The organism is Mesorhizobium sp. M1D.F.Ca.ET.043.01.1.1, assembly GCF_003952385.1.
Taxonomy (GTDB): domain Bacteria; phylum Pseudomonadota; class Alphaproteobacteria; order Rhizobiales; family Rhizobiaceae; genus Mesorhizobium.
On record NZ_CP034444.1, the window covers coordinates 947,447 to 972,106 of the forward strand.

24 protein-coding genes are annotated in these 24,660 nt (G+C 65.0%); 12 read left to right on the top strand and 12 right to left on the bottom strand.

What is annotated here, in order from left to right; all coding sequences use genetic code 11:
* Positions 1 to 4: 4 nt before the first annotated feature.
* Positions 5 to 628, bottom strand: a complete 624-nt coding sequence (locus tag EJ067_RS04980) for a hypothetical protein (RefSeq protein WP_126084939.1) — start codon at positions 626 to 628, stop codon at positions 5 to 7.
* Between the two features lie 12 nt (positions 629 to 640).
* Positions 641 to 1,288 carry a TetR/AcrR family transcriptional regulator C-terminal domain-containing protein gene (locus EJ067_RS04985; RefSeq protein ID WP_245468176.1) on the bottom strand — a complete coding sequence of 216 codons (648 nt, stop codon included), beginning with the start codon at positions 1,286 to 1,288 and terminating at the stop codon, positions 641 to 643.
* 136 nt (positions 1,289 to 1,424) lie between these two features.
* On the opposite strand from EJ067_RS04985, the gene EJ067_RS04990 reads away from it, so the two are divergent.
* The 4 genes from EJ067_RS04990 (at position 1,425) to galE (ending at position 5,262) form a co-directional block, all read left to right on the top strand.
* The gene (locus EJ067_RS04990) at positions 1,425 to 1,892 is read left to right on the top strand and encodes a carboxymuconolactone decarboxylase family protein (protein WP_126084941.1); all 468 of its coding nucleotides are present in this window, start codon (positions 1,425 to 1,427) and stop codon (positions 1,890 to 1,892) included.
* Positions 1,893 to 2,169: 277 nt separating this feature from the next.
* On the top strand, positions 2,170 to 2,520 hold the full coding sequence (locus tag EJ067_RS04995; RefSeq protein ID WP_126084942.1) for a hypothetical protein: 351 nt from the start codon (positions 2,170 to 2,172) through the stop codon (positions 2,518 to 2,520).
* A gap of 619 nt (positions 2,521 to 3,139) precedes the next feature.
* Entirely contained in the window at positions 3,140 to 4,129 is a 990-nt protein-coding gene (locus EJ067_RS05000) for a UDP-glucuronic acid decarboxylase family protein (protein ID WP_189510704.1), read from the top strand.
* Complete coding sequence (gene galE / locus EJ067_RS05005) at positions 4,126 to 5,262, top strand: UDP-glucose 4-epimerase GalE (RefSeq protein WP_126084943.1); 1,137 nt, start codon at positions 4,126 to 4,128, stop codon at positions 5,260 to 5,262. The genes EJ067_RS05000 and galE overlap by 4 nt, the downstream gene beginning before the upstream one ends.
* Before the next feature lie 91 nt (positions 5,263 to 5,353).
* Here galE and EJ067_RS05010 read toward each other — a convergent pair whose 3' ends face one another.
* Positions 5,354 to 5,929 carry a DUF995 domain-containing protein gene (locus EJ067_RS05010; RefSeq protein ID WP_245468177.1) on the bottom strand — a complete coding sequence of 192 codons (576 nt, stop codon included), beginning with the start codon at positions 5,927 to 5,929 and terminating at the stop codon, positions 5,354 to 5,356.
* A 319-nt stretch (positions 5,930 to 6,248) separates the two neighbouring features.
* On the opposite strand from EJ067_RS05010, the gene EJ067_RS05015 reads away from it, so the two are divergent.
* The 4 genes from EJ067_RS05015 (at position 6,249) to EJ067_RS05030 (ending at position 10,125) form a co-directional block, all read left to right on the top strand.
* On the top strand, positions 6,249 to 7,859 hold the full coding sequence (locus EJ067_RS05015; RefSeq protein ID WP_126084945.1) for a glycosyltransferase family 39 protein: 1,611 nt from the start codon (positions 6,249 to 6,251) through the stop codon (positions 7,857 to 7,859).
* Between the two features lie 137 nt (positions 7,860 to 7,996).
* The gene (locus EJ067_RS05020; protein ID WP_126084946.1) at positions 7,997 to 8,914 is read left to right on the top strand and encodes a lysylphosphatidylglycerol synthase domain-containing protein; all 918 of its coding nucleotides are present in this window, start codon (positions 7,997 to 7,999) and stop codon (positions 8,912 to 8,914) included.
* A 5-nt stretch (positions 8,915 to 8,919) separates the two neighbouring features.
* Positions 8,920 to 9,996 (top strand): glycosyltransferase family 2 protein, encoded by a 1,077-nt coding sequence (locus EJ067_RS05025; RefSeq protein ID WP_126084947.1) that lies wholly within the window; start codon positions 8,920 to 8,922, stop codon positions 9,994 to 9,996.
* A 30-nt stretch (positions 9,997 to 10,026) separates the two neighbouring features.
* On the top strand, positions 10,027 to 10,125 hold the full coding sequence (locus EJ067_RS05030) for an NAD-dependent epimerase/dehydratase family protein (protein WP_245468178.1): 99 nt from the start codon (positions 10,027 to 10,029) through the stop codon (positions 10,123 to 10,125).
* Between the two features lie 79 nt (positions 10,126 to 10,204).
* On the opposite strand, the gene EJ067_RS05035 is transcribed toward EJ067_RS05030, so the two are convergent.
* On the bottom strand, positions 10,205 to 10,612 hold the full coding sequence (locus tag EJ067_RS05035; RefSeq protein ID WP_126084948.1) for a hypothetical protein: 408 nt from the start codon (positions 10,610 to 10,612) through the stop codon (positions 10,205 to 10,207).
* A gap of 366 nt (positions 10,613 to 10,978) precedes the next feature.
* Entirely contained in the window at positions 10,979 to 12,859 is a 1,881-nt protein-coding gene (locus EJ067_RS05040; RefSeq protein WP_126084949.1) for a cellulose synthase catalytic subunit, read from the bottom strand.
* A gap of 547 nt (positions 12,860 to 13,406) precedes the next feature.
* On the opposite strand from EJ067_RS05040, the gene EJ067_RS05045 reads away from it, so the two are divergent.
* Both EJ067_RS05045 and EJ067_RS05050 read left to right on the top strand, forming a co-directional pair.
* Positions 13,407 to 14,324, top strand: a complete 918-nt coding sequence (locus tag EJ067_RS05045) for a glycoside hydrolase family 26 protein (protein WP_126084950.1) — start codon at positions 13,407 to 13,409, stop codon at positions 14,322 to 14,324.
* 119 nt (positions 14,325 to 14,443) lie between these two features.
* Positions 14,444 to 14,944, top strand: a complete 501-nt coding sequence (locus tag EJ067_RS05050; protein ID WP_126084951.1) for a DUF995 domain-containing protein — start codon at positions 14,444 to 14,446, stop codon at positions 14,942 to 14,944.
* Between the two features lie 29 nt (positions 14,945 to 14,973).
* Here EJ067_RS05050 and EJ067_RS05055 read toward each other — a convergent pair whose 3' ends face one another.
* Positions 14,974 to 15,804, bottom strand: coding sequence for an AraC family transcriptional regulator (locus tag EJ067_RS05055; RefSeq protein WP_126084952.1), 831 nt, complete (start codon positions 15,802 to 15,804; stop codon positions 14,974 to 14,976).
* Between the two features lie 101 nt (positions 15,805 to 15,905).
* On the opposite strand from EJ067_RS05055, the gene EJ067_RS05060 reads away from it, so the two are divergent.
* The gene (locus tag EJ067_RS05060) at positions 15,906 to 17,084 is read left to right on the top strand and encodes an amidohydrolase (protein ID WP_126084953.1); all 1,179 of its coding nucleotides are present in this window, start codon (positions 15,906 to 15,908) and stop codon (positions 17,082 to 17,084) included.
* 64 nt (positions 17,085 to 17,148) lie between these two features.
* Complete coding sequence (locus EJ067_RS05065; RefSeq protein WP_126084954.1) at positions 17,149 to 18,315, top strand: ATP-grasp domain-containing protein; 1,167 nt, start codon at positions 17,149 to 17,151, stop codon at positions 18,313 to 18,315.
* Between the two features lie 29 nt (positions 18,316 to 18,344).
* Here EJ067_RS05065 and EJ067_RS05070 read toward each other — a convergent pair whose 3' ends face one another.
* Genes EJ067_RS05070 through EJ067_RS05095 form a run of 6 tightly spaced genes read right to left on the bottom strand, consistent with a single transcriptional unit; the run spans position 18,345 to position 24,546 of the window.
* Complete coding sequence (locus tag EJ067_RS05070; protein ID WP_126084955.1) at positions 18,345 to 19,346, bottom strand: Rieske 2Fe-2S domain-containing protein; 1,002 nt, start codon at positions 19,344 to 19,346, stop codon at positions 18,345 to 18,347.
* Positions 19,343 to 20,488: a GNAT family N-acetyltransferase gene (locus tag EJ067_RS05075; protein WP_245468179.1), complete on the bottom strand. Its 1,146-nt coding sequence runs from the start codon at positions 20,486 to 20,488 to the stop codon at positions 19,343 to 19,345. Before EJ067_RS05075 ends, EJ067_RS05070 begins: the two co-directional genes overlap by 4 nt.
* Positions 20,485 to 21,741 carry a F390 synthetase-related protein gene (locus EJ067_RS05080; RefSeq protein WP_126084956.1) on the bottom strand — a complete coding sequence of 419 codons (1,257 nt, stop codon included), beginning with the start codon at positions 21,739 to 21,741 and terminating at the stop codon, positions 20,485 to 20,487. The genes EJ067_RS05075 and EJ067_RS05080 overlap by 4 nt, the downstream gene beginning before the upstream one ends.
* Complete coding sequence (locus EJ067_RS05085) at positions 21,738 to 22,571, bottom strand: MBL fold metallo-hydrolase (RefSeq protein WP_126084957.1); 834 nt, start codon at positions 22,569 to 22,571, stop codon at positions 21,738 to 21,740. The genes EJ067_RS05080 and EJ067_RS05085 overlap by 4 nt, the downstream gene beginning before the upstream one ends.
* The gene (locus EJ067_RS05090) at positions 22,568 to 23,551 is read right to left on the bottom strand and encodes an NAD(P)-dependent oxidoreductase (protein ID WP_126084958.1); all 984 of its coding nucleotides are present in this window, start codon (positions 23,549 to 23,551) and stop codon (positions 22,568 to 22,570) included. Before EJ067_RS05090 ends, EJ067_RS05085 begins: the two co-directional genes overlap by 4 nt.
* Positions 23,552 to 23,553: 2 nt before the next feature.
* Positions 23,554 to 24,546: a 3-oxoacyl-[acyl-carrier-protein] synthase III C-terminal domain-containing protein gene (locus EJ067_RS05095; protein WP_126084959.1), complete on the bottom strand. Its 993-nt coding sequence runs from the start codon at positions 24,544 to 24,546 to the stop codon at positions 23,554 to 23,556.
* Positions 24,547 to 24,660: the final 114 nt, after the last annotated feature.

Sequence of the window (24,660 nt, forward strand, 5' to 3'; positions counted from 1 at the left end):
GCCCTCACCTTTGCGAACCGCCGCGGCCCCAGCGCGGCGGTGGCGGCTGCGAGTTGGGGTTTTGCGAATCGCCTGAGCCGCGACCGAAGACCAGCGAGAGCACCAGCCCGACGAGACCGATGCCCATCAGCGCATAGCCTGCCGGCCGCGCCCTTTCGTCGATCGAAGTGGTACCGGCGCGCAAGATCAGGTCGACGGCGCGCATGTCGATGCCGTCGGCATCGCCCTGACCGAGGGTGAAGACGTAAGGACCGGGAGTGACCTTCCCGATAACGCCGGCCTCGTCGCGAAAGATCTTGTCGGGCAGTTGCGGGCTCACCTGGCGTGGATTGTCGGTGTGGTTGAAGGAGAGCGTCGAGGCGAGCGCCGTGCGGCCGCCGCTCGCCGCGGTCAGCGTCAGCACCGTGCGCTGCTGGGAGGCGACGCGCTCGGCCCGCGCGGTGAGGTCGACCAGCACGCGGACTGGCGCATCGCTTGCCGCGAGCTGAACCGTGACCGGCCGAAAGCGGCTACCATCGTAGACACGGTATGTGCCGATCGCGTGGCCGGAGAAATTGCTCATCGCCCAAGGGTAGAAGACGCCGACGGCGGCGCCGGCGATGAGAACAAGAACCGATAGGAAGCGCATCGAAAGTCCTGGTTATTTCTTCGTCTGGCCGCGGTCGCCGCCGCTCCTTGCGGCTTCGCGTTGGGCAGCTTCGCGGATCCGCTCCATCTCGTCCAGAAACATCTCCAGGCCAAGCTCGAAAGTCTTGTCGAAGCCGGCGGCGCCAAAATAGGCGCCGGCGGCCACGACGCTGGGATAGTCACGCGCCAGTTCCTCGTCGCTGACCGTGGTGACGGCCGACGGACCCTTGGCGTAGCCGGCGGTCTCGTCGAGGATCGCGCCCATCAGATAGTAGCCGGCGGCGCGGAACAGACGGGCGCTGAGCTCGGGTCCGAAGCCGCCGTCCTCGAACAGGCCGATGATGGCGTTCAGCTTGGCGAGGCAGGGCGGCGAGTTCATGCGATAGACCACGAGGAACGGCGCGAAGGCCGGATGCTCGGTCGCGACACGCCGGAATTCCTGCATGCCGATGCGTGCCCGCTCGCGCCAGGGCAGGCTGTCGTCGGGAACGACAAGCCCGCTCAGCTGGCGATCGACCAGCGCCTCGTAGAGATGCGCCTGCGAGGGGAAGTGGTGGTAGATGCTCATCGCCTCGCAGCCGAGCGCAGCGGCGAGCTTGCGCATCGAAAAGCCGGAGAGCCCTTCCCGCTCGACCACCTCGAAGGCGGCGTCCTCGATCATCTCCCGGGACAGCCGGCCGCGTGTTCGCTTTTTTTTGATCGACGAGTCCATGGCGTCGCTTGACAACTTACACTGTAAGGTTCATCTTCCGCACCACCTTACACCGTAAGGCTAACAAAAACCAGAGGAGAAAAGCATGTCGGTCTCTCGCATCGTCTCAGCCGCGCATTCCAGCCTTCGTTCCACCTCGCTGCTCGCCGCGGTCGCGCTCACCGCGACCTTGGCCGCGCCGGCCAGCGCCGACGACTATGACGCCGCCATCAAGGACATCCAGTCGACCATGGGCGGCGTGCCCGGCTTCGTCAAACAGTTCCCGAAAGCCGGTCTGCCCGGCGCGTGGGCCGAGATCAAGGCCATCGAACTCAGCGACAAGACGGCGTTGCCGCCGAAGGTGAAGTCGCTGATCTCGCTGGCGGTCGCGGCGCAGATCCCCTGCAATTATTGCATCTGGTCGGACACCGAGAACGCCAAGCGCGCCGGCGCCACCGACGAGGAGATCCATGAGGCCGTCGCCATGGCCGCCTTGACCCGCCACTGGAGCACCATCTTCAACGGCATGCAGGTCGACTTCGCGCAGTTCAAGAAGGATATGGGCGGAGAATAGGATCGAGGCGGCAAGAGTCCCCGAAGGAGACGCCATGGCCCGCAAGGTTGCGGGCCATGCGCGGCTCGCGGGTCCGCGAGCGCCGGCGCCCGGACCGGCAACCAACGGGTGCCGCCCCGCCTCCTCGGGCGCACCCTTGCCGGGCAGCAAAAATTTCCAGCCGATCAATCAGCTATCGCTAAAATTAACCAAGTTTGCCATAGTGTTTGCCGAGTGGGGTTCCGGCTAGTGATTCGAAACAGAGCGTCTCGCACGCTCCAGAGGATTTTTGATGCTCATGGCTCACGAGAAGAAAACCAAACCTTCCTCCAACAACAAATTTCTCAGATCCAGTAAATTTCTCAATACTTTTTTTATTCTTGGCACAGCTTTAGCAATTTCCGGTTGCCAATACTTCAACTTTGGGCAGCCGTCGGCATTCAGCGCCTCCCAGAGCGGCAGCGCCGCCTTGATCAACTTGAAGCCAAATCGGGTTGCTCAGACCAGAACCGCGCCCGCCGCAGTCGCCAGCGTGAGCGCCAACCCCTATTTTGGGAACGCCGCGCATATCTGCAGCCCGAGCGGCTTCGGACAGCAATCGCATTGCTTCACGAGAGGTCCCGTACCGCTTTCAGCCCAGAACATCTAGCGTTCGGCGGCCCATCGAAACAAAACGGGGAAGCTTGGCGTCCCCGGCGAGATCTCTTGTAAGCGCGTTTCTCTCTTATACCATGAGATCGGCAGCGCTTTTCATCTTCCAGCCCTGGTTGTCCTCGCCCTTACGAGTGCCGGCCCATAGCGCATGGGCGGTCGACGCCGCAGCGTTACTTTGGACCGCCGAGACCCGCATTCGAGGCGTTCCTGGTTAACCACTCACAAACAAGTGGGGTTAACAAAACGCTAATTTAGTTGACTACGCGGTCCACAGGTATATTTTTATATGCGTTGGGTGTGCAATTTGGGCGAGCAGTCCGCGGTGGTGGCAGCCATATTCGTGGATCGCGACTTAGGGGCGAAGGGACGCTAAGCGGCGAAAACAAGCCGTATAGCAAGAGCTCCGCGAACTCAGAAAAAAACACATCGGTGAGGGCGATTCCGTGCGAGCGGAAATCGTCGTGGTGTTTTCCTGACGTGGCCAGGCGACGTGCCTTGCCGCGATGGGATGGTGTTCGCGGCGCGTATGAGGAAACCATGAGTAGGGTCGTCAAGGTTCTGAAGCTCGACAGGGGGGACGTCGCAGGGGGGGCAATTTCGATCGGGGCCGCGCCCTGGTCGCGGGGGGAGCTGGATTTCTAGGCTCGCATCTTTGCGAAAGGCTCTTGTCCGACGGATATGAGGTCATCGCGCTCGACAATTTCCACACCGGCAAGGGCTACAACCTGGCCGGAATCGCGCGAGACGGGTCCTTCACCTGCATCAGGCACGACATCATCGATGCGCTGCCCACGGATCTTGCGGTCGACGAGATCTACAATCTCGCCTGCCCTGCTTCTCCGCCGCACTATCAGGCGGATCCGATCCACACCTTCAAGACCAGCGTGCTCGGCTCGATCAACCTTCTGGAGCTCGCCAGGCGCCATAACGCCAAGATCTTCCAGGCCTCGACTTCGGAGGTCTACGGCGATCCGCTGGTGCATCCGCAGCCGGAAGGTTACTTCGGCAACGTCAACACGCACGGCCCGCGCTCCTGCTACGATGAGGGCAAGCGGTCGGCCGAGACGCTGTTCTTCGACTATTCGCGGACATACGGCATCGATGTCCGCGTCGCGCGAATCTTCAACACCTATGGTCCGCGCATGCGGCCCGACGACGGCCGCGTGGTGTCGAACTTCATCGTCCAGGCGCTGCGCGGCGATGACATCACCGTCTATGGCAGCGGCTCGCAGACGCGCTCCTTCTGCTTCGTCGACGACCTGATTGAGGGCTTCGTGCGCCTGATGAACGCCGGAGTGGCCCCCCAGCACCCGGTCAATCTCGGCAACCCTGTCGAGTTCACCATCATGGAATTGGCCGAGTCGGTCATCGACTATACGAATTCACGCTCGCGCATCGTGCACCGACCGCTGCCGGTGGACGACCCCAGGCAGCGTAAGCCCGATATCTCCTTTGCCAGGCAGCATCTCGGCTGGGAGCCGAAGGTTGCGCTGAGCGAGGGGCTCGCCCATACCACGTCCTATTTCGACGCCCTTCTGGGCGGCCGCCGGCCTGTCGTCCCGCGCGACGTCAAGGCATCTTCCGCCAGGGAGGCAACGGCATGACGACCCGCCACCCGGTTCTGGTGACGGGTGGCGCCGGCTTCATCGGCAGCCACACCTCAAAGCTGCTCTCGGCGGCGGGCTACCTGCCGGTGGTCTACGACAATTTGAGCCGCGGCAACGAGAAGGCCGTCGGCTGGGGTCCGCTGGTCGTCGGCGACATCCGCGACCGCGAGGCGCTGCAGCGGGCGATCGACGCCCACCAGCCACGGGCGATCGTCCACTTCGCCGCCCTTGCCTATGTCGGCGAGTCGGTCAGCGAGCCGGCGGACTATTACTCGACCAATGTCGCCGGCACCGTCGCGGTGCTGGACGCGGCGCGGGCAAACGGCATCGACAAGGTGATCTTCTCCTCGAGCTGCGCCACCTACGGGGTGCCCGAGGCGCTGCCGGTCAGCGAAGCCTCCTCGCAGAAACCGATCAGCCCCTATGGCCGCAGCAAGCTGATGGGCGAAGAGATCATCAAGGACTGCGCCGCGGCCTACGGCATGAAATACGCGATCCTTCGCTACTTCAACGCCTGCGGCGCCGATCCCGAAGGCGAGCTTGGCGAGTGGCATACGCCCGAAACCCACCTCATTCCGAGGGTGCTGATGGCGGCGTCCGGCCTGATCGAGGCGATCGAGGTGTTCGGGACCGACTACGGGACAGCGGACGGCACCTGCGTGCGCGACTACATCCATGTCAGCGACCTCGCCCGCGCGCATCTCATGGCATTGATGCATCTCGAGGCCGGCGGCGCCAGCCTGTCGGTCAATCTCGGCACCGGCCGGGGCATCTCGATCAAGGAGATCCTCGAGGCCGTCGGCCGCATCACGGCCCGGCCGGTCCCGGTCTCCTACAAACCGCGCCGGCCGGGCGACCCGGCCGGACTGTTCGCCGATCCCAGCCTCGCGCGCGAGCAGCTGGGCTTCGTGGCGGAACTTTCCGATATCGACACCATCGTCAGGACAGCCGCGCCCTTCTTCGGGCTGCAGCCGGCCCAGACACCCAAGGCTTTCAACGCCTCCGCCGCCGTCTCGCGCGCAAAGCGCGCGCCGCGCGGCACGAACGCCGCTGAAAAACGCCAGCCCGCAAGGCTGGCAGTCGTCCCTGTGAGTACTGTGTCGGGGCGCGGGCTCGCTGAGCTGGGTTGAGGGCTTGTCTCAGCGAGCCTCTTCTATTCGGGCGCGGACCGAAGCGGTTCGGCTTTCCACGGCAATGCCGACCCGCTCCAGGTGCCGGCCCCTATCCCTTGCTGTCGACCAGCTTGCGGGTTTCGTCGAACTGCGCGCCCTTGGTGTTGCCGGTCTGGAATTTTTGATGCTCGTCGGCGGGATCGTCCTTGGCGTGCTTGAAATCGTACCACTCGCCGTCCGGATCCTTGCGCTGCTCGATCTTGCCGCTCTCTATGCGGTGGCTGTAGCAGGTGCGCTGCGGCTTGGTGGTGTAGGTCTTGGATCTCCAGGCAAGCTCCATGCACATCTTGCCGGTGTCGGTCAGCAGCCAGCGGCCTTCGGCGACGGCCGGCTTGTCCTCGCCGGCCGTCCAGGCCTGCAGGCGCCGGTCGAGACCGAAATAGGCCGCACCGTTCGTCCAGTTCCAGGTGCGGTCGGCATAGAGAAGCTGCAGTTCGAAGGCTGTCGGCGCGATTTCGGGCTTGGCGGCGGCTTCGACCGGTGGCGCGCTGCTCTTGGCGGCCGCCGTGCCGGCCGCGCCGGAAAAAGCAAGCTGACCGCAAACGGCGATGAAGGGCACGAGCCAGCCGCAGCCGGCGAACCGGCGGGACCCCCTGCCCGGCTCCGATCGGGATATGGTTTTCACTGTCGTTCCGATGCGCGATCGCATGTCAATAGCCCCCTCTCGAACCCAAGCCAACGGGATCGAGCAACCATGATGTGGAAGATGTTTCTTCGGGCTTTCCGCGGTCCGTCACGATGCCCGGGCGCTGTCTGCCCGATGGCGGCGCGGTGAGCGCCCTTGAAGCCATTAACAGCCCAGCGAGGCGCGATGTCAACAGAGTCCAGACCCAAGTCATCGCGGCAAGACGTTATTTAACCATGGGTATTACAATCTTGTGATATTTTCACAGTTATTGGCGATTACGTGCCACAGTAGCTGCGGTGGGAGGGAGCGGCTCAGGATGACCGGCAACACGGAAACGGCTGATGTCCCGGGCGTGGCGCTGCCTCGTCGGCGAGGCGTGGGCGTGCGCATCGAGGTCCATACGCTGATTTTGCTGGCCATCCTGCTGGTGGCTGCAATCGCCCGTTTCCACAATATCACCCAGCCGCTCGTCGACGCTTTCAGCTGGCGCGAGACGAGCACCGCGATGATGGCCGACAATTTCCAGCAGCGCAGCTGGAACATCTTCTTTCCCGAAGTGAGCTGGACCGGCCCCGGGCCGAGCTATCAGGGGCGGGAATTCCAGATCGTCAGCTATCTCACCGCCCTGCTCTATCAGCTTTTCGGCTGGCACGACTGGTTCGGCCGGATGATCGCGGCGGCGTTCGGCATGGTGACGGTGTTCTCGCTGCACCGGTTGACCGCGCTCTGCTGGGACGAGGCGCATGCCCATGCTGTGGCGCTCGCCTATGCGCTGATGCCCGGCCCGGCGATGATCGACAGCTCGTTCCTGCCCGACCCCTCGATGCTGGCGCTGGTGACGCTTGGCGTGTGGCTGTTCGCGAAATACTGGGTCGGCGGCAAGGCATGGCTATTGCCGCTGGCCACCCTCTCTTTCACGCTGGGGGCGCTCGCAAAGCCACCCGGACTCGCCGCCGGCGCGGTCATCTTCTACCTGATGGTCTGCTGGATCGTTGCCGGGAAAAGAAAGCACGCGACCGGGGTGTTCGCGGCTGGGCTGGTAAGCCTCGCCATCATCGCCGCCTATTTCAGCTGGGCGATCTATCTCGGCCGCTCCTACCCGCCATATCATGTGGCAGGCAGCGGCTATATCTGGGATTCCGGCTTCGCAACGTTCTTCAAGAACAGCTTCTATCTGAAGTCCGTCTGGAACACGTCGGTCTGGTGGTTCTACGGCTATCCGTTCATGGCGCTGATCGCCGTCGGATTATGGATGCCGCCAAAACCTGCCGAGACCAGCGAGCGGGCCCTTTCGGCCATTCCCTATGTATGGCTTGCGGCGGCAGCGGTCGTCTATATCGCCGCCGCGCGCGAGATCACCAGCAATCCATGGAATTATCACATCTTCAATGTACCGCTGGCGATGTTCTGCGGCCGCGGGGCGCTGGTGCTGGCGACGCTCGGCACCGGAACAGCACTGACTCCCGCGGTCATTCTGCGCTCGGCCTTCATCGCGGTGCTGACCCTGGCGCTGTCGACCGTTCCCCTGCTCAAGACGATGAAGGCGCCGATCGCCATGAACGGCAAGCTGCTTGGCGAGGAGCTGGCGCGCCTGGTCCAGCCCGGCGAGCTTGTCGTGGCCATCGCGCCGGAAGCCGGCGACCCCGTCGCGATCTATTACAGCCGGGTCCGCGGCTGGGTATTTCCGCCCGGCGGCGGCGATGTCGAATGGTCGAAATTCGCCGAAGACGACACCACCGCGATCGCCCAGCTCGAGGATCTGCGCACCCAGGGGGCGGATTATTTCGGCACCGCCAAGAACGCCGCCGACAAACGGGACCGTCTGTTCGTCGAACATCATGACGGGGTGGTCGACTATCTCGACAAGACCGCAACCAAGCTTGTGGATTCGGACAAGCTGCTGGTCTATAGGATCACCCGCCCGTGAGGAAGCCGCGGCTTTTGAGGCCGGGCCATGGTCTTTCGGCGGCAAACGGCAGACCAGGCTGTCGGCAGACGGCCGCGTTACCGATGAACGTTGCGCCGCAGCCGCCGACGCGGCAACGGAAGCCGGCGGAGAACTGGTTGAAAAAAGCATTCTCGATAATCGTCACCCTGGCGCTGCTGGCATGGCTTGCCGGCGACGCGCGCTGGAAGATGGTGGGCGACGCCTTCGCCAGCATCACGCCGGGCGCCTTCGCGGCGGTGACCCTGGCGCTGTTCGTCACCTATGTGCTGCGCGCGCTGCGGGTCTGCGACGAGTTCCGCGACGAGGTGAACGGCCGCTTCGGTGCCTGCCTGCGCGTCATCCTGGTCCACAACGCCATGATCAACGTGGTGCCGTTCCGCGGCGGCGAAACCGCTTTTCCGATCCTGTTGCGCCAGGTGTTCGGCATCTCGATCGTGCGCGCCAGCGCCTCGCTCCTCTGGTTCAGGCTGCAGGATGCCTTCGTCGTCGGCGTGCTTGCCTGCCTGGTCTGGCCCGGCCTCCATCCAGCGCTCAGGGCCGCGGGCATCGCGGCGCTGATTGTCGTCGCCTGGTACCTGCCGCGCTGGGCGCGCGCGCCGCATGACTGGGCCGGGCGCGGCAGGATCGTTTCGAAGCTCGGCAAGCTGCGCGACATCTTCACAGAGGCGACGGGACGCTCTCGCTACGGCTGGTGGTGGACGGTGGCCAACTGGACGCTCAAGCTTGCCGTGCAGGGGTGGCTGCTCGCCATGCTGCTCGGCACCTCCTTCCAGACCGCCTTTCCCGGCGCCGTCGGCGCCGAGGCCGCCGCCATCCTGCCCGTCCAGGGTGTCGCCGGTTTCGGCACCTACGAGGCGGGCGCCGCGGCGGCGCTGCTCTATTCCGGCATCGCCATGAAGGACGGCCTGCAAGCAGCGCTTGCCCTGCATCTCTTCATCCTCTGCTCGGCCGTCGCCACCGGTGCGATCGCCTGGCTGTTTCCCTCGAAATCGACGCTGCCGGACAACCCGGCCACGGGGCCCGCAAGGAAATGACCGCCATGAACGTGCTTCCCATTCCGCTCTCGGGACTGCCCGAGGGCGCCGTCATGCCCGAGCACAAGCTTTCCATCGTCATTCCGATGTACAACGAAGCCGACAATGTCGAGCCGCTGGTCGTGCGCATCCACCAGGCGATGGAGAACTACAGCCAGCCCTGGGAGGTCGTGCTGGTGGACGACGGCAGCACCGACGCCACGCCGAGCGAAATCCGCCGGCTCGCGGCCGAGTACGGAGCGCATGTGCATGGTGTGGAACTGGTGCGCAACTACAAGCAGACCGCCGCCATGCAGGCCGGCCTCGACGCCGCCCGCGGCGATGTCATCGCGACGCTCGACGGCGACCTGCAGAACGACCCTTTCGACATACCGCGGATGGTCTATCGCCTGCTGACGGAGGATCTCGACCTCGTCGCCGGCTGGCGCAAGGACCGCCAGGAGGGGTTCTGGATGCGCCGGCTGCCGTCGCGCATCGCCAACTCGCTGATCGCGCGCGTCACCGGCGTCAAGCTGAAGGACTATGGCTGCAGCCTGAAGATCTTCCGCGGCAGCGTCATCCGCAGCGTGCGCCTCTACGGCGAAATGCACCGCTTCATCCCGGCCTGGCTGGCGACGGTGACGACGCCGCGGCGCATCGCCCAGGAGGTGGTGACGCATCACGCCCGCATCCACGGCCAGTCCAAATACGGCATATCGCGCACCTTCCGCGTGGTGCTCGACCTCGTCTTCATGTTCTTCTTCATGCGCTACCGCACCAGGCCCGGCCATTTCTTCGGCGGCATCGGCATCGTGCTCGGCGTGCTGGGCTCCCTCGTCCTGACCTACCTGTTCGGCCTGAAGGTGTTTTTCGGGCAGGACATCGGAACGCGCCCGATGCTGTTCACCGGCTTCTTCCTGGTCATCGCCGGGCTGCAGATGGTGACGTCGGGCGTGCTCGCCGAAATGCTGTCGCGCGTCTATCTCGAGGCGAATGTCTCGCTCGCCTATGTGGCGCGCCCGCAGCCCGCGCATGGCGAAGGCGATGGCTGGCGCTGGCCGAGCCCGCCGGCGGAAGCCAAGAAAGCCCCGCGCCGGAAATGATTCCGCCGCTGCCCTCGTCCGGGGCCGCGCATGTCCGCCCTCGTGACGGGAAACGCCGGCCTCATCGGCAGCCATGTCTGTCAACGTCTGCTGGATCGCGGCGACACGGGAGCGGCGTCGATGGCGTGAACGCCTAAAGCAGGTCACGTGAAAGAGATTCACGCGACCTGCTTTAGGTCTTTGATTTCAAGTGAACGCCTGTGCCGGTTCAGCGCGCGCGGCAGGCGGAGCGCTGGCCAAAGCCGCTCGGCCCGCAAATCCAGGGCGAGTGGCCGAGCAGCGGCCCGGCGCTGCCTGGGCTGAAGGAGACCTTGACCGGCGCCGGCGTGCGGATGCGCTGCGGCCGCACGAAGGCCGCATAAGCCTCTTCTCTGACCCGCGTCACGCTGGTCGTCTGCGTCGACGGCTTGCGATGGACGCGGTAGAGCCGCTTCCCCTTGACGTAATAGACCTTCTTGGCGAGCGCGTTCGCCACCGGCTTGTTGCCGGCGATCGAGCTGGTCTTGCCCGCGTCCATGCTCTGGCATCCAGACACCATCGAGACCAGCGCAATAGCGACAAAGACGCCGGCATGTTTCTTGGCGAGCGCCGCCGCGCCATTCACGAATTTCTTCATTGTCGTCCCCTGTCGTGAAATAATTCTCTGGAGCGCGGAGATATAGTTTCTCTCTGCTTCTTTCCGCACCCTGCAAGCGGTCTATTGCCACTTGCTTCATGTGAGCAATATTAGAGGAGACTTATTAAAATTCATGCAAACGACACAATGAGCGCCGTCTTTCCGGGTTCGATCGATTATTATTAAAATTTGAATCTTTCCGGCTGCCGCCTGCAGCAGGTCGCTGTCAGGACGTCAGGTCAAGCGAGCACGATGACGTGGAAGGCCTAGAGCGCGTCGGCCTGACACGGATTCAGGCGACACGCTTCTAGTCCTGTCTTGATGATGTCGTTTTCCAGAACTGCCGCGCACTTTGGGCGACATGCATCAGCGCGGGGTTTCCCAGCCGGGGTCGAAGTAGAATTTGCGCGCACCGATGTCGCCCATGCCGGCGCCTGAAATCACGTAGGCGATCCTGACGATGCGGAAGCCGCCGGCACCCTGCTGCAGTCCGTAGACGCCCTCCAGTCCGCGATCGTAGAAGCCCGCGACCGGCACACCGAGCGCGAGCAGCGCGAGCGAAGCGTGCAACGCGAATTTCGCGGCATTGGCGCGCAGCGATATCCTGTTCTCGGAAATGTGCTTGGCGATGATGACCACGACGAGCAGGCCGTAGAGGAAGGCATTGAATGCGGCGAACCAGTAGAAACCGGTGGCGTCGAAGGGGTGCTTGACGAGCAGCACCGGCAGAGCCGCCCCGATCGCCAGGACAACATAGGGCGCGAATGCCCGCGCGGGCAAAAGCTGCTTCGGACCGCTGCCTTTAGGGGTGACGCGGAAATCGACGAAGGATTTCGTCACATAGTCGCGGATCGCCGACAGCGTCCCCCACAACACCCAGGGCCAGCGGGCGAAAAACAGGAACAGCGTGCCCTCCCAGCTCAGCGTCTTGGCGGTCAGGGGCCGGGACAGGCCGAAGGCCTTGAGCATCATCACCAACCCGACCAGCGCCACGGAATTGGGCAGGTAATAGAAGATGAAGTCGGCGTACATGACGTTGGCGAAGTTGCGCCCCGTGAACAGCGCGTAGATCGGCATGACGTACATCATCAGCGCAAACAGCGCGAACAGCGGGTACCAGAGCTGGCAAAACAGGAACTGGAACTTCAGCCGCAGCGGCAGCTTGTGAAAATATTGCGGCGTGTATTCGAGCAGGATCGTCACCAGGCTCCGCGACCACTGGAATTCCTGCGTGACGAGATCGGCGAAGGTCTGCGGGCCGTCACCGTGGGCGATGGCGTCGATGGCGTGCACGCCGCGCCAGCCCGCGGCGTTGATCAGCATGGATGTGGAATGGTCCTCGGCGAGTTCAGGGCCAAGTCCGCCGGCCTCGCGCAGCGCTTTGGTCCTGACGGCATAATGCGAACCGATGCAGAGCGGCGCGCCGCCCCCGGTATGGCCGGATTGCAGGGGGCCGTGGAACATGCCTTCCGGGAACAGGCGGCCCCGCGCCGCCCAGCTTTCATCGGCGTTGTTGTCGCAGATGCTGGGCGCCGAAACATAGCCGACCGAAGGGTCGGCGAAAGGATAGAGGATTTCCCGCAGATAGCTCGGCGACGGCACGTGATCGGCATCCATCTGCGCGACGAAATCGTAGCGTTCGTAACCGTAGTGATCGTAGAAGAAGGCGAGGTTGCCTTCCTTGCAGCGGGTCCTGCGCGGCCAGGCCTTGCGGTGATAGTCCTCGCGGCCGCGCCGCGTCGAAATCAACACGCCATGCGCATCGCACCAGCGAATTGTCTCCTCGGCCGGATCCTCGTCGGCCAGCCAGGTGTCGTGCGGATAGTCCTGCGCCAGCATCGCCTCCAGCGTGCGCTGGACGACTGCGAACGGCTCGGATGGCGCCTTGGTGACCACCATGGCGACGCGCGAGCGCTTGGGGACGGTGCGCAGCTTCGAGGATTTGCGCGAGGCATGAACGTTGAGCAGGAAATACATCGGCATCAGCGTCAGCCAGGCCAGCACGAGGGTGGCAAAGGCATAGGGCCCGATATACTCGACATGTTGCGGCCGCAGCCACCAGGACCAGAAGAAGATCAATGTGACGAACCAGGAGGCGAGGCCAAGCCGGAGGATCAATTGCTGCCGGGAGGTCAGCACCGGCACCAGATAAGCGCGTTTCGGGCCAACACCGGCGCCAGCCCCGCCCGACTTACCCGCACGCCCCCTATTGCCGCCGACAACGCCGGCACCCACCGAAACGCTCATACTACCCGCCGCCGCTTCCGCTCCCGTCCCTGCGGCCGAGAGCTTTCACATCCCCACGGTAGAATCAGCGTCTCCTAATGGATAGTCAACAGAATTAAGCCTCCCTTAACCAAGCTTCTTGAGAACTGGTTAACCTCGTGCCGAGGCGGGACAGCCGTTGCGGCCTGGCGCGCCGCGCCAAGGATTCCCGACGAAAGCCAAGCGGCCCTTTTTGCAACCGTCGCGTTAACCATGTCCGGCCCGATAGGGTTAAGTAACGGTTAATTGCTCTTGACTCTGGCCAAGCATAGGCTCTTATATCAGGAAGGGTTAATATCGTAATGTTGACGCGAATTTGTGAGTATCGCGGCGACAGTCTCCGGGGACACCAAGGTTCAGGCACCCGAGGGATTATTCTGATGGACGGCCTCGCGCCAAAGCTGTGCCCGTCCCAGTCGCTCAAAAACCCACAGTTCACGTCGGCAGACCGATTGGGTTTGCGTGCCGATCCCTGTCGGCACGCTGTGGCGAGCTTCAACATCCTTCGTTGAGGCTATGGAGGTTGGGCATGAAATACTCCACAGCAACCGCACTTGTGTCGGCATTTATCGTCGGCGGCTGCCTTGTGCTGCCGGCATCGGCGGGATCGCCGCCGGGAACGGATCCAGTGCAGACGAGTTCGGCCGCGTCGGCATTCGGCTCCTATGATCCTTATGGCGACTTCAGCAATGACAAATCGGCCACCATCGAAGAGCTCTTCCTGCCTTGGGAAGACGTCGATCTCTCGACGCTGCCGCTGGCTGACGCCTACGCCTTGCAGCGCGGCCGCTCGCTGCTGATCACCATCGAGCCGTGGACGTGGTCGAAGGACTGGCGCATCACCCCACCGGAGCTGCGCAACGGCATCCTGGGCGGCAAATACGATGCCAACATGCAGGCAATCTGCAACCTGGTCGGACAGATGAAGAGCCCGGTGACGATCCGCTGGGCGCAGGAAATGGAAGACACCAACGGTCGCTTCACCTGGGCCAACTGGGCGCCCAAGGACTGGATCGCCGCCTACAAGCGCGAGGTCGATGTCTGCCGCAAGGCTGCGCCGGCGGCCAAATACATGTGGTCGCCCAAGGGAATGGACGGCCTCGAGAAATACTATCCGGGCGACGACTATGTCGATGTCATCGGCCTGTCGGTGTTCGGCCTGCAGAAGAAGGATAATGACGAAGCCGGTCGCGACCGGACATTCGCCGAAACGCTGAAGCCCGGCTACGACCGTGTCGCGAAATTCAACAAGCCGGTGATCGTGGCCGAGCTCGGCTATGTCGGAAACCAGGACTATGTGACGAAGTGGGCGGACGAAACCCGCAAGTCCTATGCGGAGTTTCCGGCCCTGACCTCGGTGGTCTACTTCAACCAGAAGGAAACCTGGCCGTGGCTGAACGGCTACGGGCTGCCCGACTGGCGGGTGACGCAGCACGTGCTGCCGTAAGACCTAGAGATCAGCCCGTCCCGGCACCCGGGACGGGCCTCAGCTTCAAGTTCGAAAGTGACAAGCTCCAAAGCCCGGCTTTGGAGACGGGCGTAGGCGTTGCGTAACGGAGTAGTGGCGTGAAACGGGTTTCGGGGAAATTTGTCGGAGCAGCGCTTGCCTGCTCCGTTCTTATTGTCGGCTTGCAGGCCCCTGCGATGGCCAAGGCCGCGACAGTCGACGACCAGGCGTCCAGGGCCGCCGTCGTCTCCGACGAAGGCATCTACCAGCTTTATCAGAACCATTCCTGGCTGTGGGGCAAGAACGGCGCCGCGTTCTTCGCAGTGAAGCAGCGGCAGCTTGACGCCTGGACCTCCGACAAAGGCAAGCCCGGCTATGGCGACGGCATGTGGTTCATTCCGGGCGGCGGCAAGCTCTGCTATCGCGCGGCGTGGTACGGCTCGTGGGGATCTAAGAAGTCCACGACCTGCTTCGAGCACCGCCAAGCGGGCAAGGTCGTCTACCAACGCAAGCTGCCTGACGGCGAGTGGTACGCATTTAAGGATCGGCACGGCAAGTCGAAGCTGCGCTATGGCGACTATGCCAGCGGCAAGATGAAACGCATCAAGGCCAGGCTGTAGCGCACCGCAGCGACACCGAAACGCCGGGTTTACGCCGCGGCGCGCCAGGCGCCCGGCGACAGGCCCTTGATCGTCTTGAACACCCTGGTGAGATGGCTCTGGTCGGCGAAGCCGGTCGCCGCCGCGATCTCGGCCAGCGGCATGTCGGTCTTGATCAGTGCCGAGGCCACTCGGATGCGTCGGTCGCGCAGATATTGGCCCGGTGTCATGCCGGCGGCGCGGTGGAAGTCGCGGATGACCCGGAAGCGGGTGACGCCGGCGGCTGCGGCCAGATGCGCAAGGTCGAAGCCGGCCGCAAGATCGGCGGCCATCAGCTCGCCATAGAGGCGGAAGCGCCGCGCCGTTTCGCCGCCGTCCGGCGCGCTGTCGCGGTGCCTGCCGTTGCCGAAGCGGCTCACCAGTTCGCGCAGCACCGCCAGCATCGCCGCTTCCTGCTCAAGCGCCTGTCCTGCCAGGCGATGCGCCCGCACGAAGGCACGTGCCAGCTCAGGCGCCTCCACGGTCCCCTTGCCGAACATCGGCAGGGTCGGCAGGTCCAGATCCTCGGCGATTTCGGCCATCAGCGCGGCGTCGGGATAGCAGGTGCGGTAGGCCCATCCGGCGGGCGCCCCCCTTTCGCCGTCATGCGGCTCTTCCGGATTGACGATGATGATCGTGCCCGCCGGCGCCAGATGCTGGCGTTGGCCGATCCTGAGCTTCTCGACGCCGGCCACCACGACGCCGAACACCCAGGTCGGATGGGTGTGCAAGGAATAGGCATGGTCGCGATAGCGGGCGGCCAGCATTTCGAGACCGCCGAGGCCTTCATGCCGCGTCAGCCTTGCAGCTTCGCGCTCCCTTTGCTCGCTGGCATTGCTCATGGACGCAGCCTTTCGCGAAAGCGCCCTGCCCGTCAATCCCGTTCAAGACGCTCGCCGAAGATGCCGGCTAGATGGGCGCATTCGAATGCGGAGACAGAGCGATGCGGAAGAACGACAAGGTGGCGGCGATCGTGCCGGAGGTGATCGGCTGGCGACAGGCGATCCACGCCAATCCGGAACTCGGCTTCGCCGAGGATGAAACGGCGGCTTTTGTCGCGGCAAAGCTCAAAGAATTCGGCCTTGCCGTCCATACCGATGTCAGCGCCACGGCGGTGGTGGCGACGCTGACCAAAGGCGCGAGCGGCAAGGCCATCGCGCTGCGCGCCGAGCTCGACGCGCTGCCGATCAAGGAAGGTGCCGATATCGCCTACGCCTCGCGCAAGGACGGCGTCATGCATGCCTGCGGCCACGACGGCCACACCGCGATGCTGCTCGGCGCGGCCAGGCTGCTCGCCGAAAACGAGGATTTCGACGGCACCGTGGTGTTCGTTTTCCAGCCGGCCGAGGAGGTGCTTGGCGGCGGCAGGAAGATGATCGAGGACGGGCTGCTGAAACGCTTCCCGGTAGAGCAGGTGTTTGCCGTGCACAACTGGCCGGGCTTTCCGGAAGGCCATATCGGCGTGCGCGCCGGGCCGCAGATGGCCGCGGTCGACGATTTCGAGATCGTCTTTCGCGGCAGCGGCTGCCACGCGGCGATGCCGCATCTGGGCGACGATCCGCTGCTGGCCGCGGCGAGCTTCGTCACCGCGATCCAGCGGCTGGTCTCCCGCAGCGTCGATCCGCTGTCGCCGGCGGTGCTGTCGGTGACGCAGATCCATGGCGGTCGCTTCAACAATTTCGTGCCGGGCGAGGTGAAGGTCGAAGGCACCTGCCGCTTCTACGACCTAGCGCTTTCCGACCATAGCGCGGTCGAGATCGAGCGCGTGGCGCAGGCTGCGGCCGCCATGCACGGCGCCAGGGCTGAGCCCACCTACAGGCGCGGCTATCCGCCCGTGGTGAACCCGGCAAGCGGCGCAAAGCTTGCGGCGCAAGCCGGCGCGGATACGGTGGGCGCCGAACGCGTGGTCGACGAATTCCAGCCCAGCATGGGCTGCGAGGATTTCGCCTTCCTGCTGCAGGGCGTCGGCGACGGCGCCTATGTGTGGATCGGCGCCGGCGATGTCGGCCCAGGCGCGGGACTGCATGGCGACCGCTTCGTCTTCAACGATGCCATCGTCCCGATCGGCATCCGCTTCTTCCTCAATGTCGTCCAGCGCGCGCTGCCAGTCGGCGGAAGGTAGCGCAATTGCCAAGTCCGCCGATTTCACGCAACGGTCTTCACGACGGAAACGATCGCGAGACCTGATGCCGGGGGCTGACAAAACCGTGCTCATCACCGGGGCGCGCGCGCCGGTGGCGCTGCATCTGGCGCGCCTGCTCCATGGCGCCGGCCGCCGGGTGATCTTGGCCGACGCGCCGGCGCGCCCAATCGCCGCCACGAGCAAAGCCTGCGCGCGCTACCATCGGCTGCCGCCGCCGCGCTTCGAGCCGCGGGCCTATGCCGAGGCGGTCGAAGCGCTGGTTCGGGCGGAAGGCATAGATCTCGTCATTCCAACCTGCGAGGAAGTCTTTCATCTCGCCATGGCTTGGCGTGGCCGGGCGATGCCGGCACGATTGTTCGCCCCCGGCATCGAGCTTCTGGCGGAAGTCCACAACAAGCATGCCTTCATCCGGCTGGCCGAACGGCTTGGGCTCGCCGTGCCGGAAACAGTGCTGCTGCAATCGACCGCCGATCTTGAGGCGGTGCGCGGCCGGTCACGCGAGCTGGTGTTCAAGCCGGTCTGGTCGCGCTTCGCCAGCCATGTGCTGCTGCGTCCGACGCCGGATTTTCTCGACGCCATCGCCCCCTCGCCCGCCATGCCGTGGGTGGCGCAGCGTTTTGTCGATGGCGACGAGATCAGCGCCTATGCGGTTGCGCGCGAGGGCAGGCTCAAGGCGCTGGCGCTCTACCGCTCGCTCTACCGCGCCGGCAAGGGCGCCGGGATCTTCTTCGAACGGGTCGAAGATCAGGCAGCGCGCGAACTGGTCGAGCGCATCGTCACCGCAACTGGATGGACTGGCCAAATCTCCTTTGACCTGATGCGCGAGGAGGACGGCCGCGTGCTGCCGCTGGAGTGCAATCCGCGCGCGGTGAGCGGCCTGCATTTTTTTCGCGACACGGCGCGGTTTGCCGATGCGGTGCTCGGTGACGGGCCGGAAGTGATCCCCGACGTCATCGCGCCGCAAACGGTGCGGCTTGCGATGTGGATCTACGGACTGCCGGCAGCGTTGCGTTCTGGTGGCCTCGGCGGCTTTCGGAAGGCCATGCGCGATGGCCAGGAATTGCTCGACTGGCCGGGCGACCCTGCACCTGTGAAGGCGCAGTGGCCGGCCTTGGCCGAGATCGCCGGAGTGGCCTGGCGCCAAGGGATCAGCCTGCAGGCGGCGGCCACCCGGGATATCGAGTGGAACGGGCCGAGCGACCGTTCTTGAGGTGTGAACTTCCTGCTGTCCGCGGCCGATCACAATTCGATCTGATGCACCCTTGGCTCACTCGCCGCCACCGGCATCTTCCCTTCCATGATCGCCGTAATATCCCGGCGCAGGAAATCGAGCGGGCCGATCACCGGCAGTGCCCGGGGCGCGAAACGGGCGTTGTCGCTTGCGGACTTCAGCACGCGGCGATCCTGGTGCAGCGCGATGGTGAAGAGCGGCTTGAAGGCGAGCGCCTTCAACTCACCGAGCAGGCCCTGGCGGCGGCCGATCAGCCAGCCGACGCCCTCGACGGTGCGGTCGTCGGCCTGCCGCAGGTGGAAGGTGGTGGCGAGCACCAGCCCGTCCTTGCCCCAATATTCGAGCTCGGCGATGCCGGGATGGCGGAAGCGGCCGATGGTTTTCGCGCGCTCGCCTTCCAGCAGCCGGCTGATCAGGCCTTGCTGGCGATCCTCGCCGGTGTAGCGGGCTTCGACCCAGCCTTCGCCGCCGGTCACCTCGACCTGCACCAGATGCCGCTTCGAGGTCAGGCCGCGCAGCAGGCCCTTGTGCGTGAAATGGGTGTGGGTGGCGTCGAGAATGTTTTCTGCGACATCGATGACGGTCGACTGCGTCGATGAGCGCAGCCGCCGCGCGATGATGTCCTTGCCTTGCATGCAGTGGAGATAGGGTTCGCCCTGCGGCGTGCCGGAAGAGACGAAGACGACGTCGTCGCGTTCGATCGCGGCGTAGCGGCGCACGCGGTAATGCGGCATGGTGCCGACATGGCCGGGAATGGCGGTGCAGCGGCCTTCGCCGTCATAGCGCCAGCCGTGGTAGGGACATTCGATCTCGCCGCCGACGACCTTGCCGATCGAGAGCTCCACCAGCCGGTGCGGGCAGCGGTCGAACAGCGCGGCAATGCCCTGCGCGGAGCGGAAAAGCACCAACGGTGAGCCATCGAGAAGGACGCGCTTCGGCCGCTTTGCTATATCGGCCGACAGCGCCACCGCCTGCCAGTGATCCTTCGCATGATCCCGGCGCTCGCTCACAATTCGAACCTCCTGAGCAGAGGAATGCCTACCAGCGCCAGCACGCTCTCCATGATGCGGATCGCCAGGCGCCGGCGGCGCGGAAGGTGATCGGCATAGACGGCGATGTACTCGATCGCCGCAACCGCGCCGCGCAGGCGCTTGAAGCCCGCCGCGCCGGCGCTCATGTTGAAGAACAGGCCGCGCGCCGTCGCATGGTCCTGCCCCATCGCCATCACCATGCGGTAGAGCCCCTCGCCGAGCGGCAGGCGGGTATCATAGCCGACGATCGGCTGGGTGAGCGTGGCGCCATTCTCGAACAGGCCGGTGACCGCGACGAGTTCGCCGCCCGGCCGGCGCAGACCGGCAAGGCTGATGACGCCGCGCCGGTGCATCTCGGCGATGTAGCGGGCTGTGTAGCGCGGATTGAGCGGCGTGTATTTTTCCAGATAGAGCATGTTGTAGAGCTGCTCGGCGCGCGCATAGTCGGCCCCACTGAAGTCGGCGTCACCAACCCGCACGAAATGCGTGGTGCCGAGCTGCTTGCGGTCGCGCTTCAGGTTCTTTGTCATGACAGGTGCTGCGCTGCGGTCGGCGAAGATGTAGACCTGCCGCGCCGCCAGCATGCGGAAGCCTTCGGCCTTCAGGGCCGCGATGCTCGCAGGATCGGCGATCTCGTTCAACGAGCGAATGACGATGGCACGGTCGGGGAAGCGCGCGACCAGCGCCGAGCGAAGCGCCGCGATTGTCCGCCGATCGAGCAGCGGCACCGGATTGGTGGAATAGAGCCAGTTGTTGACCTGCACCTGATGGTCGAGGCCGCTTGCCCTCACCAGCGGCGCGCAGGCGCCGATGAGGGCCCGGAGCGCGCGCCGCAGCAGCGGGTGGGCGGCGAAGTTGCGCGTCTCGTCTATCGCATAGTCGATATAGGCGCTGGAGGGGCAGCAGATGTAGCAGTTCGGCGCCTCGCCGGCGTCGTTGAGCGTCAGCGGAAAGCTCCGGCCCGCGACCTCGAGGGTTTCGACTTTGGTCGTCAGATTTGCGACGAGGTCGTTTACCGGCACCTCGTTGAACAACCGGACGAAAGCCTCGACGTTGGCCGGGATGTTTTCGACGCGGTCGGCCTGTTGGACCGGCATTTCCGTGGCGATCGCCCGGCTCACGGAGCCCGCTCCGGCCGGCGTTCGACGCGGCGCAGCTTGCGGCTCGTCTCCAGCGGCAGCGGCGCGCGAATGAGAGTGACGGCCGCGGTTGCCTTTCGTGCTTCAAAAAGCGCGCGCACCGCCTGATGTGCGGAGGCGGCAGCTTCGTCGGCGAGCGCCGGAAGCAGTCTCAGCTCGATCGCATCGGGCGCGGTCTGCACGAGCCGAAAATCGTCGATGCGGCGGTCGGCCTTGAGCACGGCGTTGCGCAGCACATCCGGCGTGACGAGGATCGGACCGCATGGCGAATCCAGCCGGAAGACATCGTCCATGCGGCCGATGATCTCGTCGACGCAGCGCAGCGGCGAGCCGCAGCGGCAGGGCCGCTCCGAAAGCCGCAGCAGGTCATTCATCCGGTAGCGCGCCATGATCTGCGTGCGGCGGCGGAAAGCAGTGACCAAAGGCGTCACCAAACTATCGCCGGCCGGCTCGAATTCGAAGAAGACCGAGTCTTCGGCAAGATGCAGGCTGCCGTGCCGGCAGGTCACGGCAAACAGCCCTTCGGTCGCCATGTAGATCTGGTCGAGCGGCAGCCGGAAGAAATCTTCGATAACCGGACGGTCGACCGGATCGAGCGTCTCGGCGGCCGAGAAGATGCGTTTCGGCTGGAGGCGGAAGCCTTGGGCGGCGAAATGCCTCAGCACTTTCGGCGGCGCGATGATCACAGTCGCATCGAAGGTTTCCAGCGCCCTGCGCCAGCGTTCCGGTCCGAGCGTCAGGTCGAAGAAGGCAAGCTTGATCAGCCGCGACCTGCGGGCGCTGTCGTAGAGGCCGGTGTTCTGCGGCAGGATGACGGCGACACGCATGCCGCGCCACAGAAGATCGGCCGCCGCCTTAGCGAGGATCGTGCCCAGCCAGCGGTATTTCTCCGCCTCCGAAATCACGAACAGGCCGCGATTGCCCGATGTGCCGGTGCTTGCGCCGACAGTGAGCGAACCGACGCGCCCATCGCGGGTCAAAGTCGCCCAGGCTTCGGCCGTGGTGATGCCGTGGATGTTGAAATCCTCGAAGCGTGCCATCAGCAGCGCCTTGTCGGTCACCGGCAGGTCGGTGAGACGCGCCGGCGCGTGGCGATAAAAAGGCGCGAGCGGCAGGTCGCGGTCGAGGAAACGGCGCAAGGCGGCCGCCTGCCAGCGCTCGAAGTCGGCGCGGCTCTTGCGCGAGACCCAGCTCGTCAGGGCGAAAGAGCCGATCGCTTCCGCCAAAGCGTTCATGCGGCCTCCGGATCACTCAGTGCCAGATCGTAGGCCGTCGGCACCGGATCATGGCAGAGAACCACCTCGCCGCCAGCGGCCATGAAACGCCGCAACATAGCGCTGGTCGGCTCGATTGCCACGGCATCCTCGGCGATCAGCGTGGCCGGGAAGCCGGGCGTGCGGCTTTCGGTCAAGGCTTGAAGCAGCCATTGCACGTCGACGGCATAGAAAAGCGGCCGATCGAGGCCGGCAAACAGCAGGCCGAACTGCCCATCGGCATGTCCAGGAAGATCGACCGCGATCACGCTGCCGTCGCCGAAGAGATCGCCGCCGCCGGGCACGCCATCGTTCGCTTTGACACGCGGCTTGGAGGACAGACCGTCCAAACGCGTCTCGAAATCCGCCGGAAAGAGCTCGGTGAAGATGCCGTGGCGCAAATTCCGGCGCGGTGTTCGCGCCTTGACCCGCGTCCAGGCGGCATCGCTGGCGATGAAGCGCGCCTTTGGAAACAGCGACAGGCCGGAAATGTGGTCGGCATGGAAATGGGTGACGATGACGGTGCCTATGTCATCCGGCGAAAGGCCGAAATACTTCAGCACCGGCAAGACCTGTCCCGCGGCGTTGAGCTCGGGTTTCAGCAACGCGCCATAGAGGCGCAGCATCCGGCCCCGTCGCTCTCCCGAAAGCGCTTCTTGCGTATAGCCGGTATCGACCAGCACCGCTCCGGCGAGGGGATGCAAGATCAGCCCGTAACGCACGCGCAGCCGCACGCTTTGCCAGCTGCCGCCGCGCAGGATGAGCCGTTCGGCGGCGTTGACCCAGGCGCTGTTGGCGAAGACGATCTTCATAGCCTGGCCCTGCTGAAGAAGGTGCGGTCGAGCCCCTCTTCGAGAGCGATCTTCGGCGTCCAGCCGAGCATGCGTCTTGCCTTGGAGAGATCCAGGCTCTGGGCGTAGGCGAAGAGGCCGAGTCCATAGCGGGTGACCGGCGGCTCCGGGCTGCCGGGCAGCCTGAGCGCCACCGCTTCCATCAGACCCGCCGCAAGCATTGCCGGCTGCAGCGGCATCGGCCGCCAGCGCGCCTCAAGGCCGGCGCGGGCGCAGGCCTCATCGGCGATGCGGCGCACCGGCAGCACCTCGCCGCCGGAGATGTTGAAGATCTGGCCTTCGGCCTCTTTGGGTGCCGCAAGCGCCGCCATGATGGCATCGACGACATCGTCGACATGGGTGAGATCGATCGCGGCCCGACCGCCGCGGAAGAGTGGCAGCGACCGGCTCTTCGCCGCCTTGATCAGGCGCGGCAGCAGCGCGCGATCGCCGGTGCCGTAAATGCCGCGCGGCCTAAGCACCACCGGATGGATTTCGGCGGCGCTGAGCACGATCCGCTCCGCCTCGCGCTTGGTGCGGGCATAGTGGTTGACCGGGTCAGGCAAGGCCACGTCCTCAGTCAGGCCGAGCTGGTCGCGAAAGGCAAAGCAGACGGATGGGCTGGAGATGTGGACGAAGCGGCTGACGCCCTGCTGGATCGCGAAATCGCGGAGGTTCCGCGTCGTCGAGACGTTTGCCATCTCGAAATCCTGCGGACGGCCGAACGGCGCGGAAAGCGCGGCGCAATGGATGACCCGCTCGACCCTGCCCAGTCTCGGATCGAGCGCTCCGTCGAGCGGCTGAGAAAGATCATGGCGGATGATGCGATGACCGGCGGCTTCCAGCGCGGCGCAACGGGCCGCGTCGCGGCCAAGGCCGAGCGCCAGCGTGCCCGTCGCCGCCAGCCGCTCGAGCACATGGGAACCGAGGAAGCCGCTGGCGCCGGTGACGAGGACAGCCATCGTCAGGCTTCCAACGCCATGCCGCCGAACGAGACGCCGGCCGAGGTGCCGAGGACGAGCAGCTTCATGCCCGGTGCCACACGGCCCTCGCGGCGCGCGATATCGAGGGCGAAGGGAATGGAGGCGGCGATCTGGTTGCCGAAGCGGGCGGCAATGTCGACCAGCTTTTCCGGCGCGAAGCCGGTCTGGCGCGCCATGTGCGCAAGTGCCAACGGGCTTGCCTGATGCGGCACGACGAGGTCGATATCCTCATGCCGCCAGCCGGCACGCTCCAGCAGGTCTCCGACAAAGCTGCTGAAATGGCGCGACGTCAGGCGGAACAGTTCCTTGCCGTCCATGTGGAAAAGGCTGTGCTCGGCGAACTCTTCCGGCTGACGATGGAAATCGAAGCGCGTGCCGCCGGCGCCGATGCCGCAGGCTTCCCAGCCGGATGGATAAGTGCGCATCAGGCTCGCCGCCACCCTGCTGCCCTCGCCGGCCCCCGCCCTGCGCAGCACGGCCGCCGCCGCGCCGTCGCCGAAGAGTGCCGCGACCTCCGGCGCTTCCCGCCACGGCAGTGCGCGCGAAGCCACTTCGGCGGAGAAGACCAATGCCGTCTCGCATTGCCCGGCGTCGATCGTGCGGCCTGCCGTCTCGAAGGCGGTGAGGAAGCCAAGGCAGGTGCTATTGACGTCGAAGGCGGCGGCCGAACCGTCGGCGAGGCCGAGACGCCGCATGACCAAAGGCGCGGTGGCCGGCAGCGGCTGGTAAGGCACGCCGCAGCCGCCGATGATCAGATCGACGGCCTCGGCTTCGAGCCCGGCATCTTCAAGCGCGACCCGCGCGGCAGCGCAGGCGAGATCGATCTGCGATTCGGCCTCGCAGACGTAACGCTCGACCACACCGGTGGCGGCTTCGAGCGCACCCCGGCCGAGGCCCAGCCTCTCCTCCAGGGCGCGCGTGGTGATGCACTCTGCCGGCACCGCCCGGCCGGTTCCGACGATCCTGATCCGCATCCTCCCCCGCCGCGTGAGCTTGGCGTCTATCTAACTCAAAATGCGGTTTGGAGCGACGCCCATCATCAAGCCGAACGAATGCCTGGTGCGGGGATACCCCGTTGATTGCAGACA

What these genes read in the sequence shown, in the direction of transcription:
- EJ067_RS04980 (WP_126084939.1), bottom strand. Translation starts at nt 628, where the DNA reads ATGCGCTTCCTATCGGTTCTTGTTCTCATCGCCGGCGCCGCCGTCGGC.
- EJ067_RS04985 (WP_245468176.1), bottom strand. Translation starts at nt 1,288, where the DNA reads ATGATCGAGGACGCCGCCTTCGAGGTGGTCGAGCGGGAAGGGCTCTCC.
- EJ067_RS04990 (WP_126084941.1), top strand. Translation starts at nt 1,425, where the DNA reads ATGTCGGTCTCTCGCATCGTCTCAGCCGCGCATTCCAGCCTTCGTTCC.
- EJ067_RS04995 (WP_126084942.1), top strand. Translation starts at nt 2,170, where the DNA reads ATGGCTCACGAGAAGAAAACCAAACCTTCCTCCAACAACAAATTTCTC.
- galE (WP_126084943.1), top strand. Translation starts at nt 4,126, where the DNA reads ATGACGACCCGCCACCCGGTTCTGGTGACGGGTGGCGCCGGCTTCATC.
- EJ067_RS05015 (WP_126084945.1), top strand. Translation starts at nt 6,249, where the DNA reads ATGACCGGCAACACGGAAACGGCTGATGTCCCGGGCGTGGCGCTGCCT.
- EJ067_RS05025 (WP_126084947.1), top strand. Translation starts at nt 8,920, where the DNA reads ATGAACGTGCTTCCCATTCCGCTCTCGGGACTGCCCGAGGGCGCCGTC.
- EJ067_RS05030 (WP_245468178.1), top strand. Translation starts at nt 10,027, where the DNA reads ATGTCCGCCCTCGTGACGGGAAACGCCGGCCTCATCGGCAGCCATGTC.
- EJ067_RS05035 (WP_126084948.1), bottom strand. Translation starts at nt 10,612, where the DNA reads ATGAAGAAATTCGTGAATGGCGCGGCGGCGCTCGCCAAGAAACATGCC.
- EJ067_RS05040 (WP_126084949.1), bottom strand. Translation starts at nt 12,859, where the DNA reads ATGAGCGTTTCGGTGGGTGCCGGCGTTGTCGGCGGCAATAGGGGGCGT.
- EJ067_RS05045 (WP_126084950.1), top strand. Translation starts at nt 13,407, where the DNA reads ATGAAATACTCCACAGCAACCGCACTTGTGTCGGCATTTATCGTCGGC.
- EJ067_RS05055 (WP_126084952.1), bottom strand. Translation starts at nt 15,804, where the DNA reads ATGAGCAATGCCAGCGAGCAAAGGGAGCGCGAAGCTGCAAGGCTGACG.
- EJ067_RS05060 (WP_126084953.1), top strand. Translation starts at nt 15,906, where the DNA reads ATGCGGAAGAACGACAAGGTGGCGGCGATCGTGCCGGAGGTGATCGGC.
- EJ067_RS05065 (WP_126084954.1), top strand. Translation starts at nt 17,149, where the DNA reads ATGCCGGGGGCTGACAAAACCGTGCTCATCACCGGGGCGCGCGCGCCG.
- EJ067_RS05080 (WP_126084956.1), bottom strand. Translation starts at nt 21,741, where the DNA reads ATGAACGCTTTGGCGGAAGCGATCGGCTCTTTCGCCCTGACGAGCTGG.
- EJ067_RS05085 (WP_126084957.1), bottom strand. Translation starts at nt 22,571, where the DNA reads ATGAAGATCGTCTTCGCCAACAGCGCCTGGGTCAACGCCGCCGAACGG.
- EJ067_RS05090 (WP_126084958.1), bottom strand. Translation starts at nt 23,551, where the DNA reads ATGGCTGTCCTCGTCACCGGCGCCAGCGGCTTCCTCGGTTCCCATGTG.
- EJ067_RS05095 (WP_126084959.1), bottom strand. Translation starts at nt 24,546, where the DNA reads ATGCGGATCAGGATCGTCGGAACCGGCCGGGCGGTGCCGGCAGAGTGC.